General features: G+C 69.2%; 12 protein-coding genes. 5 read left to right on the top strand and 7 right to left on the bottom strand.

The window, feature by feature from the left end; translation table 11 throughout:
* Positions 1–91 precede the first annotated feature (91 nt).
* Positions 92–1708 carry a long-chain-fatty-acid--CoA ligase gene (locus tag NDI65_RS14020; RefSeq protein WP_310893761.1) on the bottom strand — a complete coding sequence of 539 codons (1617 nt, stop codon included), beginning with the start codon at positions 1706–1708 and terminating at the stop codon, positions 92–94.
* Between the two features lie 191 nt (positions 1709–1899).
* Here NDI65_RS14020 and NDI65_RS14015 point away from each other — a divergent pair, with 191 nt between their 5' ends.
* The 3 genes from NDI65_RS14015 (at position 1900) to NDI65_RS14005 (ending at position 4635) form a co-directional block, all read left to right on the top strand.
* The gene (locus NDI65_RS14015; protein ID WP_089781763.1) at positions 1900–3450 is read left to right on the top strand and encodes a cobyric acid synthase; all 1551 of its coding nucleotides are present in this window, start codon (positions 1900–1902) and stop codon (positions 3448–3450) included.
* Between the two features lie 129 nt (positions 3451–3579).
* On the top strand, positions 3580–4236 hold the full coding sequence (locus tag NDI65_RS14010; protein WP_089781765.1) for a lactate utilization protein: 657 nt from the start codon (positions 3580–3582) through the stop codon (positions 4234–4236).
* Between the two features lie 255 nt (positions 4237–4491).
* Positions 4492–4635 (top strand): HVO_A0556 family zinc finger protein, encoded by a 144-nt coding sequence (locus NDI65_RS14005; protein WP_188424546.1) that lies wholly within the window; start codon positions 4492–4494, stop codon positions 4633–4635.
* 25 nt (positions 4636–4660) lie between these two features.
* Here the strand turns inward: NDI65_RS14005 and NDI65_RS14000 are convergent, their stop codons facing one another.
* Positions 4661–5920: an ABC transporter substrate-binding protein gene (locus NDI65_RS14000; protein ID WP_310893760.1), complete on the bottom strand. Its 1260-nt coding sequence runs from the start codon at positions 5918–5920 to the stop codon at positions 4661–4663.
* A gap of 94 nt (positions 5921–6014) precedes the next feature.
* On the opposite strand from NDI65_RS14000, the gene NDI65_RS13995 reads away from it, so the two are divergent.
* Positions 6015–7250, top strand: coding sequence for an ABC transporter substrate-binding protein (locus NDI65_RS13995; protein WP_089781769.1), 1236 nt, complete (start codon positions 6015–6017; stop codon positions 7248–7250).
* Positions 7251–7337: 87 nt separating this feature from the next.
* Here NDI65_RS13995 and hutH read toward each other — a convergent pair whose 3' ends face one another.
* The 4 genes from hutH to hutU are packed head-to-tail and all read right to left on the bottom strand — an operon-like array spanning position 7338 to position 12864.
* Entirely contained in the window at positions 7338–8924 is a 1587-nt protein-coding gene (hutH, locus tag NDI65_RS13990; protein WP_089781772.1) for a histidine ammonia-lyase, read from the bottom strand.
* Positions 8917–10155: an imidazolonepropionase gene (hutI, locus tag NDI65_RS13985; protein ID WP_089781774.1), complete on the bottom strand. Its 1239-nt coding sequence runs from the start codon at positions 10153–10155 to the stop codon at positions 8917–8919. The genes hutH and hutI overlap by 8 nt, the downstream gene beginning before the upstream one ends.
* Positions 10148–11098, bottom strand: a complete 951-nt coding sequence (gene hutG / locus NDI65_RS13980) for a formimidoylglutamase (RefSeq protein WP_089781776.1) — start codon at positions 11096–11098, stop codon at positions 10148–10150. Before hutG ends, hutI begins: the two co-directional genes overlap by 8 nt.
* Positions 11095–12864 carry a urocanate hydratase gene (hutU, locus tag NDI65_RS13975; RefSeq protein ID WP_089781778.1) on the bottom strand — a complete coding sequence of 590 codons (1770 nt, stop codon included), beginning with the start codon at positions 12862–12864 and terminating at the stop codon, positions 11095–11097. The genes hutG and hutU overlap by 4 nt, the downstream gene beginning before the upstream one ends.
* A gap of 87 nt (positions 12865–12951) precedes the next feature.
* Here hutU and NDI65_RS13970 point away from each other — a divergent pair, with 87 nt between their 5' ends.
* Positions 12952–13602 (top strand): helix-turn-helix domain-containing protein, encoded by a 651-nt coding sequence (locus NDI65_RS13970; protein WP_089781780.1) that lies wholly within the window; start codon positions 12952–12954, stop codon positions 13600–13602.
* A gap of 3 nt (positions 13603–13605) precedes the next feature.
* Here the strand turns inward: NDI65_RS13970 and NDI65_RS13965 are convergent, their stop codons facing one another.
* Complete coding sequence (locus tag NDI65_RS13965) at positions 13606–14007, bottom strand: VOC family protein (protein WP_310893759.1); 402 nt, start codon at positions 14005–14007, stop codon at positions 13606–13608.
* Positions 14008–14264 lie beyond the last annotated feature (257 nt).

Raw genomic sequence — 14264 nt, 5'->3', positions numbered from 1 at the left:
CCAATAATATCTTGCGGGCGAACGGTCGGAGTTTCGAGGGACGGGAGTCGAAGACGGCCGGGCGAGCGAGTGGTCGACGCGCCGTCGCGGCCTACCCCTGTCCGACCATCCGCTCTTCGTCGTCCCACTCGCGCTTGCGGAGTTCGTACTTCTGAATCTTGCCGGTCGCGGTCTTGGGAATCTCCTCGACGAACTCGAACTCGCGGATGGCCTTGTAGCCGGCGAGGCGGTCGCGGGTGTACTCGGTCAGTTCCTCGGCGGTGACGCCGGGGTTCTCCACGTCGCCGTTCGCGGGGACGACGAACGCCTTGGGCGTCTCGCCCCACTTGTCGGACGGCGCGGGGATGACCGCCACGTCGCCGACGGCGTCGTGGTCGAACAGCGCGTCCTCCAGTTCGACCGAGGAGATGTTCTCGCCGCCGGAGATGATGATGTCCTTCTTGCGGTCCTGAATCGCTATCATCCCGTCCTCGTTGACGACCGCGAGGTCGCCGGTGTGGTACCAGCCTTCGAGGCGGTCGTTGAACGCGTCGTGGGTCTCGTCGGGTTTGTTCCAGTACTGCTCCATCACCTGGTTGCCGCGGACGACCACCTCGCCGATGCTGGCGTCGTCGCGCGGGACCTGTTCGCCATCGTCGTCGACGACGCGCAGGTCGGTCCCGAGCGGCGCGACGCCCTGCCGCTGTTTGAGCGAGAAGCGAAGGCCGCCCTCGTCGGGGATGAGCCGGTTCGCGTCCGAGGTGGCGATGAGCGGGCCGGTTTCGGTCGCACCGTACAGCTGCGTGAACTCCCAGCCGAACTCCGATTCGGTGTGGCGAATCGTCGCGCTCGGGGCGGCGCTGCCGGCGGCGGTCACGCGGACCGGGTTGTCGCCGGCGTACGCCGGGTCGTGCTCCTCGGCGTACTCGCGCAGGATGGACAGCACGGTGGGCGCGCAGCAGAAGAACGACACGTCCTCGTTGGCGATGGCGTCGAACACCCGCTCGGCGTCGACCCCGCGGGTGCAGACGTGTTTCGCCCCGCGGCCGGTGACGGCGTAGATGTGGCCCCAGCCGTTGACGTGGAACATCGGGAGCGTCCACAGATACACGTCGTCGTCGGCGATGTGGTGGTGAATCGTCACCAGTTGGGCGTGGAGCGACTCGGTGCGGTGGGTCCGGCAGACGCCCTTCGGGTCGCCGGTCGTCCCCGAGGTGTAGTTGATGGTGATGAGTTCGTCCTCGGACATCTCGGGGCGCTCGTAGTCGTCGGCGTCGGCCTCGTCGAGGAACGCCTCGAAGTCGAGCCAGTCGCCGTCGACGGCGGCGGGGTCGTTCGTCACGAACACCTCGGCGGGCACGTCGTCGCGGACGGCCTCGATTTTCCCCGCGTACTGGTAGTCTGCGTAGACCACGCTCGCGCCGGAGTCCGAAAGCAGGTACTCGTAGTCCTCCGTCGTGAGCCGGTAGTTCAGCGGGACGTGAAGCGCGCCGCACTGCATCGCGCCGAAGGCCGCTTCGAGGTGGCAGTGCGTGTTGGGGTCGAGCACCGCGACCCGGTCGCCCTTCTCGACGCCGCGGGATTGTAGCGCCGCCGAAAACCTGTCCACCCGCTCGCCGAACTCCGCGTAGGTGAAGCGCTCGCCGTCGACGCCGACGACGGCCTCGTAATCGCCGTAGTACGTCCGGGCCCGGTCGAGGAAGTCCGTCACGAGTAACTGTTTCTTCATTCATGATAGACCGGGCGGGCGAGCGAACTAAACGCACCACTTCCGGCAACATTTCACAGAGCCGACGTGACCACCACAGTATGACGGGGAGGTCGTGGAGGGAGTCGAACGCGCCGCCGGACGCGACGGGGCCGCGCCCGCCCGACGCCGAAACGAACACCTTTGAACCGCGCGGCCCTGACTCCCGGCAGATGACGACGCCGACCCTCCTCGTCGCGGGGACCGCGAGCCACGTTGGCAAGAGCACCGTCGCGGCCGGGCTCTGTCGCCTGTTCGCCGACCGCGGCCTCTCAGTCGCGCCGTTCAAGGCCCAGAACATGAGCAACAACGCCCGCGCGGTGGCGACCGCCGCCGGCGACGATTTCGGCGAAATCGGCGTCTCGCAGTACGTACAGGCTCGCGCCGCGCGGGTCGCGCCGACGACCGACCACAACCCGGTCCTGCTCAAGCCCCACGGCGACGGCACCTCGCAACTGGTCGTCCACGGCCGGGCGGTCGGGCTCAACGCCGCCGGCGACTACTACGCGACCCACTGGGAGGACGCCCGCAAGGCGGCGGTCGAATCACACCGTCGGCTGGCGAGCGAGGCGGACGTGGTCGTCGCCGAGGGGGCCGGCTCCATCGCCGAGATAAACCTCCACGACCGCGATTTGGCGAACGTCGAGACCGCCCGCTTCGCCGACGCCGACATCCTCCTCGCGGCCGACATCGAGCGCGGCGGCGTCTTCGCCAGCCTGCTGGGGACGCTCGAACTCCTCCCCGAGGACGTGCGCGACCGCGTCGTCGGCGCGGTCATCACGAAGTTCCGCGGCGACCCGAGCCTCCTCGAACCGGGGCTCGACGAAATCGAGGAGCGGACCGGCGTGCCCGTCCTCGGCGTCCTCCCCTACGACGACCCCGGCCTCCCGGAGGAGGACAGCCTCGCGCTCCCCGCGGAAGGCGAGCGCGCCACCGTCGGCGACGACGACGGCGTCGCGGCCGAGAACGCGGTCACAATCGGCGTGCCGCGACTCCCGCGCATCTCGAACGCGACGGACTTCGGCCCGCTTTCCGAGACGCCGGGCGTCCGGGTCGCCTACCTCCCGCTCGACGCGACGCTCGACGGAATCGACGGAGTGGTCCTCCCCGGAAGCAAGAACACGGTCGACGACCTGCTCGCGCTCCGCGACGCCGGCTTCGGCGACGAACTCGCCGCGTTCGACGGCCCGGTCGTCGGCATCTGCGGCGGCTACCAACTGCTCGGCGAGACCATCGAGAACGCCGATATCGAGGGTTCGGGAGACGACGAGACGGTCGACGGGCTCGGCCTCCTGCCGGTGGTCACGCGGTTCTCCCACGACAAGCGAGTCGAACCCGTCGCCGTCGAGTTCGACGGCGCGGGACCGCTGGCCGGCGCGACGGGGACCGTGGACGGCTACGAGATACACATGGGCGACAGCCGCATCGTCGGCGACGCGAGCCCCGTTTCGGGCGACGGCGCGGCGCTCGGGCGGGTCGCGGGGACGTACATCCACGACCTGTTCGCCAACGACTCGCCGCGGAACGCGTTCGTGGACGCCGTGTACGAGTCGGCCGGGCGCGACCGGCCGGCGACGGACCCGCTCGGAGCCGACGCGGACGCCGGCGCGTCGGGCGACCCCTACGACCGCGCCGCCGCGCTCGTCGCCGACAACCTCGACGTGGCGGCGCTCCGTGACGCGCTCGGACTGGAGTGGCGGAGTCGCCAACGCGGCGACGCGTAAACCCGTCTCCGACGAGGCCGGTAACACGCCCGTAACCACCTGACACCGCCGTCAGCGAGCGTTTAACACCTAATAGGCGCTACACACGTTCGTCGGAGCACCCACCGAACTCCACCACCACACTCACACATGTCTCAACAGAAATCCGACTACGCAGACGACGCCGACATCGACGCCGACCTCGACCGACTCCCCGAGGACGAGGCCATCGAAGTGACCGTCGAGAACCTCGAAGCGAGCGGGTTCGACGTCGTCGTCGTCGACACGGCCGACGAGGCGCTCGAAACCCTGCGGTCGCACATCCCCGCCGGCGTCTCCGTGATGAACGGCCACTCGACCACCCTCGAAGAGATCGGGTTCGACGACTACCTCAGCGAGGGCGACCACGACTGGGAGAGTCTGCCGGACCAGATTTGGAGCATCGACGACGACGCGGAGCGACAGGCCGCCCGCCGCGACTCCCAGACCGCCGACTACTTCCTCGGCGGCATCAACGCCATCTCGCAGACGGGCGACCTCGTCGCCGCGGACCTCTCGGGCAGTCGCATCGGCGCGTACCCCTTCGCCGCCAGCAACGTCGTCATCGTCAGCGGCATCAACAAAATCGTCCCGACGCTCGACGACGCGCTCGACCGCCTCGAATCCGTCGCGTACCCGCTCGAAAACGAGCGCGCGAAGGAGGCCTACGGCGTCGAGTCCATGATTGCGAAGCAACTCATCTTCCGGCAGGAAGTCGAGGAGGGCCGCACCACCGTCGTCCTCATCCGCGAGCAACTGGGCTACTAAGTCCGACTCGTCGTTCCCCTCGACGCGTCCCCACGCTCGGCCGGGGAAGCTTCCTGCGCCCGGACAATCCATCACCACCGCTTCCCCGGGGACCCACCACCATTCCCCAATCCCCCGTTTTGCGTGTCTCGTGCCGCGAGTCACGACTGTCGCCGACGAGTCGACGCCGCGAACCCGGTCGCCCGCCGGAGTGTCACGGCGGGCGATATATCGAACCGTAGAAATGTTCTTACCACTGGAGCCAAATCGTCAGATATGCCCGAATCTGCGTACCTGCTCGATTCGTTCGACGAAGAGGACTGCACCTACTGCGACGGCGACCTCGTGGCGGGGAGCTACAAAGACAACGACGCCATCGTCTGTGACGACTGCGGGACGCCCGCGGTCCAACTCTGGTAAGGGGGCCGCCGAAGCGCCGGTCGCCTCAGTCGCCGGTGACGATGTCGGCGACGCGGTCGCGGTCGAACAGCTGTTCGTCCTCGGGAATCTCGGGATACGCACCACCGGTGTACGCCGGCCACGCGCCGAACCGGTCGGGGTAGAGCTGTTTCGCCGTCATCTCCAGCTGGAACAGGTTCATAATCGGCCCCTGCACCGGCGTCCCCGAGGGATAGACGCGGTCGTTCCGGACCGCGCTGAGTTCGCTCCCGACGGGGTGGTCTTCGAGGCGCTGGCGAATCGACGCCACGTCGTAGTACGAGTCGATACCGTAGCTGTGGAGCAGTACGTCGGGGTCGATTTCGAGCATCGTCTCGAAGTCGTAGGACGTCTCGAACGTCACGTCGCCGGCCGCGAAGGCGTCGGTGACCCCGAGCGGGCGGATGTGCGAGGTCGCGAAGCCGGGTGCGTCGATTTTCGTCGGGTAGAACGTCTCGTCCATGTAGATGACGACGCCGACGGTCGGCCGCTCCGACTCGGGCGGGAGGTCCGACTGAATGGTGCCGAGGAGGTCGCCGTGGACCGCTTCGAGCGCCGCGAAGCGGTCTTCCTCCTGAAACACCTGCCCGACTTTCTCGACGATTTCCCAGAGCGTGTAGTACTCGTAGTCGGCGGCGTACGGCTCGGGCGGCTGGGCGTGCGTGCGGCTGTAAGCGTTGCCGAACCACGGGCCGACCCGCTCGCGAATCTCCTCGACGTCCGACTGGTCCCAGCCGTCGAATCCGGCCACGAGCGCCGGGTCGACGAGGTGCAGGTCGGAGTCCAGTTCGTAGACGAGCTCCTTGTCGATGTTGACGCTCCCCGACCCCGAGTTGAGTTGCGCGAGGTCGCTCCGGTCGAACGAGACGCCGTCGAGGCGCTCGTAGTAGGCGTCGAGCGTCCGGCCGCCGGCGTCGCTGTCGAAGCCGAGGGAGTTCACCGCGTCGCCGTGGCCGAAGGCGACCGCGGCGTCGGCGTAGACGAGGTTGTACACCATCACGCGCTCCGGGACCGATTCGAACGTCACGTCGCCGGCCGGCGACATCGACACCGCGTACCCGGCGGAGTCGCCGTCGGCCGCAGTCTCCGCGTCGGAAGCCGCTTCGGTCGCGGTCGTCGTCGCGGCCGTCTCTGTCGCGTCCGTCGGCGAGCTCGCGTCGTTCCCCCCGGCGCAGCCAGCCAGCAGGCCGCCGGCGAGCAGCGCGCCGCCACTTTTGAGATACGCGCGCCGCGTGGGTGTCGCCCGGTCGGTGAAGTCTTCGCCCATGGTTTTAGGCAACCCTAAACGGATAAATCCGTTTCGGAGTTTTGGCGAGCCTAAATCGGTACGCCTATATGTATTAGGCGGGCCTAAAAATACGATGGCAGACAGCGACGGACCAACGCGCAGGAAGTTCTTGACCTACGGCGGTTCGGTCGCCGCCGGCGGACTGCTCGCCGGCTGTACCGGTTCGTCCGAGTCGGACGCGACGGCGACGGACGCGGCCGCGGCGGACACCGCCGCGACCGCCGAATCGACGGCGACGAGCGAGTCGACCGCGGAGTCGACGGCCGACGGCAGTTCGTACACGGTGTCGATGGCACCGATGGGCGACGTGACGTTCGAGGGCGTCCCCGAGAGCATCTTCACGCGGCTGACCCACCACGCGGGGATGGCGTTCGCGCTCGGCCACGGCGACGCCGTCAACTCGATGCACGCCCCCGACTACTACGACGCGCTGTGGAACCAGTTCACGCCGCGACTCCCCGGCGTCGAACTCGACTGGACCGGCCTGTACTCGTCGTGGGAGCCGTCGAAAGAGCGGCTCTACGAACTCGACAGCGACGTGCACCTCGCCGACCCCGCCAGCGTCTCCGCGCTCGGCAGTTGGAGTCAGGCCGACCTCGACGAAATCGAGGAGAACGTCGGCCCGTGGTTCGGCAACAGTTTCAGCGCGCGCCACCAAGCGCCGCCGACCGAGTGGGCCGACGCCTACGAGTACTACGGCCTCTGGGAGATATTCGCCAAGGTCGCGCAGGTGCTCAAGGAGGAGGCGAAGTACGAGGCGCTCGCGGCGGTCCGCGAGGAACTGCTCGCGGCGATTTCGGCGGACCTCCCCGCGGAGGCCGACCGCCCGACCGCCGTGCTCCTCGGCCCGAGCGACCTGGAGTCCATCTACGCGTACAACCTGAGCACGCCGGGGTTCCTGACCGCTCACACCCGCCCGCTGAAGCCGGTCAGCGCGTTCGGCGACGACGTGGAGTCCGGCTCGACCGTCGACTTCGAGACGCTCCTCGAAGCCGACCCCGACGTGATTCTCACGCTCGGCGGGATGCATCCGAACACGAGCATGCCCGACATCCGCGCGGGCCTCCGCGACGACCCCGTCGGTGCCGAGATTTCGGCCGTGCGGAACGACCGCGTCTACGCGCAGGCCGGCCGCTATCAGGGGCCGATACTCAATCTGTTCCAGTTGGAGATGACCGCCAAACAGCTCTATCCGGACCAGTTCGGCGCGTGGCCCCAGTACAGCGAGGGGCCGTATCCCGATATTCCCGAAGAAGAACAGCTATTCGACCGACAGCGCGTCGCCGACATCATCAACGGCAATCTCTGAGTCGGCGACCGCGGACATCTCGTCGGGGCGACCTCGTGGCCTCGTCGGCGGCGGCGCGAACGGCGTCGACGGCGACGCGCCCGGCGGTCAGTCGGAGAGCCCGGCGTCCGCGATAGCCGCGCGAATCGCGCCGAACCGGACGAGGTCGGCCGCGGTCTCCAGTTCGCCGTCGAGGCGGCGGTCCTCGTCCAGCGGCGGAACCACGGACCGAATCGCGTCGCGGACGGCTCCCGTGCCGGTGCCGAGTTCGAGGCCGTCGCCGAGGAACTCCGCGGCCTGCGACCCACAGAGGAGTTCGACGCCGACGATGGTCGCGACGTTCTCGGCGACCGTGCGGGCGTTGAGGGCGCTCTGGCCGCTCATGCTCACGTGGTCTTCCTGCCCGCCGCTGACGGGCGTCGAGTCGATGGAGGGGCGACCGAGCGACCGGCACTCGTTGAGGAGCGCCGCGGCGGTGTACTGCGCAATCATGTACCCGGAGCGGAGGCCGCTGCGTTCGGTCAGGAACGGCGGGAGGTACGACTCCTGCACGTCGGGATTGAGCATCCGGTCGGTCCGGCGCTCGGAGATGGCCGCGAGTTCTGTCAGCGCGCCGGCGGCGTAGTCGAGTCGGAGCGCCAGCGGTTCGCCGTGGAAGTTGCCGGCGGAGACGACGGCGGCCGCGTCGGTGCCGGGCGCGCGCTCGTCCACCGCGCCGGCCGGGAAGACGAGCGGGTTGTCGGTGACGCTGTTGAGTTCGACCTCGACGGCCTCGCGGAGGTGCGAGACGGCGTCTCTGACCGCGCCGTGGACCTGCGGGAGACAGCGAATCGAGTAGGCGTCCTGCACGCGCTCGCAGTCCTTGTGCGATTCGAGGACGGTCGACCCGGCGGTGAGGCGGCGAATCGCGGCCGCGCTCTCTTTCTGACCGGGGTGGGGGCGAACCTCGTGGATTGCGGGGTCGCAGTTCGCCGTCGTCCCCATCGTGACCTCGGTCGCGAGCGCGCCGGCGGCGTCGGCGGCCTCGACGGTTCGCTCGGCGTCGACGACGAACAGCGAGGCGAGGCCGACCGTCAGTTGCGTCCCGTTGATGAGCGCGAGGCCCTCCTTGGAGGCGAGCGTCACCGGTTCCAAGCCGACCGCTCGCAGGGCTTCGTCGCCCGGGAGTCGCTCGCCGTCGACGCGGGCCTCGCCCTCGCCGATGAGGACGAGCGCCATGTGCGCGAGGGGCGCGAGGTCGCCGCTCGCGCCGAGGCTCCCGCGGGAGCGGACGACCGGCTGAACCCCCTCGTTGAGCATCGAGACGAGCAGGTCGACCACCGAGGGCCGAATGCCCGAAAAGCCCTTGGCGAGCGTGTTGGCCCGGCTGACCATCATCGACCTGACCTCCTCGCGGGCGAGTTCGCGGCCCGCGCCGGCGGCGTGACTGCGGACGAGGTTGGTCTGGAGGCGCTCGATGTCCTCGCGGTCGATGTGGGTCTCCACGAGGTGTCCGAAGCCGGTGTTGACGCCGTACACCGGTTCGCCGGAGTCGAGGACGGACTCGACGCGCTCGCGCGACTCGCGCATCCGCTCGCGCGACTCGGCGGCGAGCTCGACCGGGGCGTCGTGGCGGGCGACGGCCGCCACGTCTTCCGGCGCCAGCGACGCGCCGTCGAGCGTGACCGACTCGGGGAGCGACGCGGCGTCACTCACGGGCGACCACCCCCGATTTCAGCACGGTCGAAACGGGGTTCGTGTCGAACCGGTACGAGAGGTGCGACGCGGTCGGCACGTCGAGCACGACGGCGTCGGCAGGGGCTCCCGCGCGGAGCGTGCCCGTGCCGTCGTCGCGGTCGAGCGCGCCCGCGGCGGCGCTCGTGACGCCCCGAATCGCCTCGTGGGGCGTCATTCGCATCCCGACGCTGGCGAGAGTAGCGACGAAGCTCATGCTTCGGGAGAAGCAGTTCGGGTTGAAATCGGTGGCGAGCGCGACCTCGTGGCCCGCGTCGAGGAAGGCGCGGGCGTCGGCGTAGTCGGCTCCGAGGCCGAACGCCGTGCCGGGAAGCATGACCGGCGTGACGCCGGCGTCGACGAGCGTCTCGCGGCCCGCCTCGTCGGTGTGAAGCAGGTGGTCCGCGCTGGCCGCGCCGACCGCGGCCGCGACGTCGGTGCCGCCGATGGCGGCGAACTCGTCGGCGTGAATCTTCGGCGCGAGGCCGTGGTCGCGGCCCGCTTCGAGAATCCGACGGGACTGCTCGGCGGTGAACACGCCGCGCTCGCAGAACACGTCGCAGAACTCGGCGATGCCCTGTTCGGCGACCGCGGGGAGTTGGTCGGCGACGACCGACTCGGCGTACTCCTCGGCGTCCACGCCGCGGGGGACGGCGTGTGCGCCCATGAACGTCGGAATCACGTCCACCGGGTGGTCCGACCCGGCCGCGTCGACGGCCGAGAGCATCCGTAGTTCGGTCTCGGTGTCGAGGCCGTAGCCGGTCTTCACCTCGACCGTCGTCGTCCCGTGGGCGAGCATCGCGTCGAGGTGCTCGGTGAGGTTCGCCACCAACTCGTCGTCTGTGGCCTCGCGGACCGCGTCGACGGTGCGGAGGATGCCGCCGCCGTCGGCGAGAATCTCCTCGTAGGTCGCGCCGCGGAGCTTCGCCACGAACTCGTCGGAGCGGTCGCCCGCAAAGAGCGCGTGGGTGTGAGGGTCGACGAAGCCCGGCAAGACCGTCTTGCCGGTCGCGTCGATGGCCGTCTCGGCGTCCGCGACGGGGTAGTCCGCGAGCACTTCGGCCGTGGGTCCAACGGCGACGACCTCGCCGTCGAGCGCGGCGAACGCGGCGTCTTCGAGGACGACGACGCCGGTTCCCTCGTCGGGGCCGACGACCAGTTCGGCCGCGCCGTGGACGACCGTGAGGCCGGCCGCGGAACCCGCGTCAGTCACGGGACACCACCCCCGCGAGGAAGTGGGCGACCGCGCGGGCGGCCGCGCCGACGGTTCGGCCGTCCTCGTCGTCCAGCGGCGGCGCGCACTCCACGACCTCGAAGCCGACGACGCGGGGGTCGGCCGCGACGCGGCGGAGCATGGAGAACAGTTCGCGGGTGGTGACGCCGCCGGGGGTCGGCGCGCTCGCGCCCGGCGCGGCCGTCTGGTCCAGCACGTCCACGTCGAGGCTGACGAAGACGCGGTCGCAGGCGGCCAGCGCATCGAGGGCGAAGTCGGCCGTCTCGACGGGGCCGCGGCCGACCTCGTCGGCGGTGAGGATGGTCCCGCCCGAGTCGCGCAGGAAGTCGGCGTAGGCGGTCGAGGTCTCGAAGTGGCGCGCGCCGACCACGGCGAGGCGGTCGAGGCCGGCGTCGAACAGTTGGCGGTAGGGCGTCCCGCTCGTCGGGCCGTCGGCGGGTTCGCGGCAGTCGAGGTGGGCGTCGAAGCTCACGACGCCGACCGAGTCGTCGCCGGCGAGAAGCGGCGTGACGTTCCCGACCGTCAGGGAGTTGTCGCCGCCGAGGAAGACCGGGAGCGCGCCGCGCTCGTAGACGGCCGCGGCCTCGTCGGCGACGACGGCCTGCACGTCGGCGACGTGGTTCTCGGGGTCGTCCGCGTCGTTGTACGCCTCGACCGGGAGGTCGCCGAGGTCGGCGACGCCGGCGACCGGCCCCTCGTCGAAGTGGTGGGTCTTGACGCCGGCGAGGGCGCGCCGAATCGCGGCCGGGGCCTCGCGGGCACCGCGCCGGCCGATGACGGCCCCGTCGTAGGGTTCGCCCACGAGGACGGCTCGGAAGTCGCCCGCGTCCTCGATTTCGGCCGGGGAGACGACGCGGCCGAACTGCTCGTCGTTCGGGTCCGACGAGGTCCCTTCCCACGCGGGCGGGTCGGTGAGGCTCATTCGTCACCTCGGGCGGCGGGTTCGTCGTCCGCGTCGTGGTCCCGCATCGGGATTCGGACGTTCGACCGGGTCGCCTCGTCCAGCGCGTCCTCGTAGCCGGCGTCGGCGTGGCGGACGACGCCCATGCCGGGGTCGGTCGTGAAGACGGCGCGGGCCTTCTCAGCCGCGAGGTCGGAGCCGTCGAGGACGACGTGGTTGTTCGCGTGCAGCGAGTTGCCGATGCCGACGCCGCCGCCGTCGTGGACGCTCACGATGTCCGCGCCCGCGGCCGTGTTGAGAAGCGCGTTCAGGATGGGCCAGTCGGCGACCGCGTCGGTGCCGTCGCGCATCGCCTCGGTCTCGCGGTACGGGCTGGCGACCGACCCGGCGTCGAGGTGGTCGCGGGTGACGACGACCGGCGCGGAGACCTCGCCCGAGGCGACGAGGTCGTTGATCTTCAGCGCGAACCGGGCGCGCTCCGTGAGTCCCTCGTCGTCGGTGGCGTAGCCGAGCCAGCAGACGCGCGAGGGGAGCCCCTGGAACGACACCTGCTCCTGTGCGAGGTCTATCCAGCGCATGAGCGACTCGTTTTCGGGGAACAGCGCTCGAATCGCCTCGTCGGTGCGGTGGATGTCGGCGGAGTCGCCGGAGAGCGCGGCCCACCGGAACGGCCCGCGCCCGCGGCAGAACATCGGGCGGATGTACGCCGGGACGAAGCCGGGGAAGTCGAAGGCGGTGGTCATCCCGCGGTGGTCTTGGACCTGCCCGCGGATGTTGTTGCCGTACTCGAAGGCGATTGCGCCCGCGTCCTGTAAGTCGAGGATGGCCTGGACGTGGCGCTCCATCGTGTCGAGGCTCGCTTCGACGTACTTCTCGGGGTCGTCCTCGCGGAGTCGGTCGGCCTCGTCGGCGGTGTAGCCGCTCGGGTAGTAGCCTTCGAGTTCGTCGTGGGCGCTGGTCTGGTCTGTGACCACGTCGGGAATCTCGTCGCGCGCGAGCAGTTCTTCGAGCATGTCCGCGGCGTTCATCTGGACGCCCACGCTGTAGGGTTCGCCCGCGTCGATGGCCGCCTTCGCGTTTTCGAGCGCCTCGTCCAGCGAGTCGGCGAACTCCATCAGGTAGTCCGTCTCGACCCGGCGCTCGATGCGGTCGGCCTGCACCTCGGCGGCGATACAGACCCCGCGGTTCATCGTCACCGCGAGGGGCTGTGCGCCGCTCATCCCGCCGAGGCCGCCGGTGACGACGAGTTTGCCCCGCAGGTCGGCGTCGTAGTGCTGGCGGGCGAGTTCGGCCAGCGTCTCGTAGGTGCCCTGAATGATGCCCTGCGTGCCGATGTACGCCCACGACCCGGCGGTCATCTGGCCGTACATGATCTTCCCCTCGGCCTCCAGTTCGTGGAAGTGCTCCCAGTCGTCCCAGCGGCCGACGAGGTTGGAGTTGGCGATGAGGACGCGCGGGGCGCGTTCGTGGGTCGGAAAGCGCCCGACCGGCTTGCCCGACTGGACGAGGAGCGTCTCGTCGTCGTCGAGGTCGCGGAGTTCGGCGAGGATGGCGTCGTAGGCGTCCCACGAGCGGGCGGCGCGACCGGTCCCGCCGTAGACGACGAGGTCCTCGGGGCGCTCGGCCACCTCGGGGTCGAGGTTGTTGTTGAGCATCCGGAGCGCCGCCTCCTGTCGCCACCCCTTGCACTCGATGTCCGTCCCGGTGGGCGCGCCCTGATACGCGCGCCACTCGTCGCTCGGGTCGCCGAGGCGGTCCCGGCGCGCCGACGATTGCTGGTCGTGCATACCTCACACATCGGGCGCGAGACGGGTAGCGATTCCCCCACCGTGCGGCGTGGTGTTTATATGTACTGCTGGCCCCACGGTCCGAGTATGTACGAGGCGAGCCTCCGAATCCGGGACGACAGCGCCTACGCGGCGGCGACGGCGGGCAACGCCGCGAGCGTCGAACTGTGGTGCAACGAGCACTGCGACATGCTCCACGTGAGCGGCGAGGTCGGAAGCGACGTGCTCGACCGCGTCGGCGACACCGTCGGCGTGGCGGCGTCGGTCGAGCGCGGCGACGAGTTGGTCGTCGTCACCGCCGACTGCCTCCGGGACCACGAGATAGACCACATCGAGGGCTACGTGCAGAAACACGGGCTACTGCTCGTGCCGCCGCTTCGCTACCGCGACGGCGCGAAGGTCTGTCGCCTGCTCGCCGTCTCCGCCGACGACCTGACGGCGTGCTTCCGCGACCTCGTGGACAGCGGCTTCGACGTGAGCGTCGAGTCCAAGCGCGCGGTGTCGTTCGCCAGCGGGAGCGGCCCGCTTTTAGCACCCGCCGACGCGATGCCCGAACTCACCGGCCGCCAGCGCGAGGCGCTCCGACTGGCCCGCGCCGGCGGCTACTACGACCTCCCGCGCGGTATCGAGACCGCGACCATCGCCGACGAGATGGGCGTCTCGCGGCGCACCGCCGAGGAACACCTGCGCCGGGCGGAGCGAAAAGTGATGGACTCGGTCGCGCAGTACGTGCTGTAAGGCTCAGCCGTCGTCGGGCGCGGCTTTCAGCTCCAGCGTGTAGCCGAACGGGTCGGTGACGTACACCGCGGGCGCGACGCCCGTCGCCCCGAGCGGTTCGAGTTGGCGGTCGATTTCGACGCCGCCGGCGTCGAGATGGTCGCGGAGTTCGTCGATGTCGTGGGCGAACTCGATGGCGACGTGGTCGAAGGCGGTCTCGGTCGGCGGTTCGAAGTTCTCGGCCGGCCGGAGGTGGATGACGCTCACCGGGGTCAATCGGACGGAGAAGAAGGGCTTTTCGCCCGATTCGAACAACTCGCGGTTCTCGATGTCGAAGCCGAGCGCGTCGCGGTAGAACCCGACCGCGGCGTCGAGGCCGTCGGCGGGGATGCGGAGGTTCACGTGGTCGATTGCCGTCGCGTCCATGCCCGCACCGTCGCGGGGGAAGATGGTAAAAATTCGTGCGGCGGCTATCGAGGACGGGGGGCGCTGAAATGGGGCATAGATAAACTGAATTGAGTTTAAAAGTCTACAATTTTTAGAAATTGTAGAATTTGTAAAAATTGTACAGTAATAGAGACGTTTCAACGAGTTATTCTCTCGATGGCTTTTCTGAGTTTGTCTAATATAAACTTCTAATTATTTACTAATACTTCATCGCCTCGGGAGACCGCGACGCCGAC

The organism is Haloferax sp. S2CR25, from assembly GCF_031624535.1.
Lineage (GTDB): Archaea > Halobacteriota > Halobacteria > Halobacteriales > Haloferacaceae > Haloferax > Haloferax massiliensis.
This window is presented reverse-complemented; position numbering and strand designations above follow the sequence as displayed.

Bases quoted from the DNA above. Each gene is read 5' to 3' on its own strand.
- NDI65_RS14020 (WP_310893761.1), bottom strand. From the start codon at position 1,708: ATGAAGAAACAGTTACTCGTGACGGACTTCCTCGACCGGGCCCGGACG.
- NDI65_RS13970 (WP_089781780.1), top strand. From the start codon at position 12,952: ATGTACGAGGCGAGCCTCCGAATCCGGGACGACAGCGCCTACGCGGCG.
- NDI65_RS13965 (WP_310893759.1), bottom strand. From the start codon at position 14,007: ATGGACGCGACGGCAATCGACCACGTGAACCTCCGCATCCCCGCCGAC.
- NDI65_RS14010 (WP_089781765.1), top strand. From the start codon at position 3,580: ATGTCTCAACAGAAATCCGACTACGCAGACGACGCCGACATCGACGCC.
- NDI65_RS13995 (WP_089781769.1), top strand. From the start codon at position 6,015: ATGGCAGACAGCGACGGACCAACGCGCAGGAAGTTCTTGACCTACGGC.
- NDI65_RS14015 (WP_089781763.1), top strand. From the start codon at position 1,900: ATGACGACGCCGACCCTCCTCGTCGCGGGGACCGCGAGCCACGTTGGC.
- hutU (WP_089781778.1), bottom strand. From the start codon at position 12,864: ATGCACGACCAGCAATCGTCGGCGCGCCGGGACCGCCTCGGCGACCCG.
- hutG (WP_089781776.1), bottom strand. From the start codon at position 11,098: ATGAGCCTCACCGACCCGCCCGCGTGGGAAGGGACCTCGTCGGACCCG.
- NDI65_RS14000 (WP_310893760.1), bottom strand. From the start codon at position 5,920: ATGGGCGAAGACTTCACCGACCGGGCGACACCCACGCGGCGCGCGTAT.
- NDI65_RS14005 (WP_188424546.1), top strand. From the start codon at position 4,492: ATGCCCGAATCTGCGTACCTGCTCGATTCGTTCGACGAAGAGGACTGC.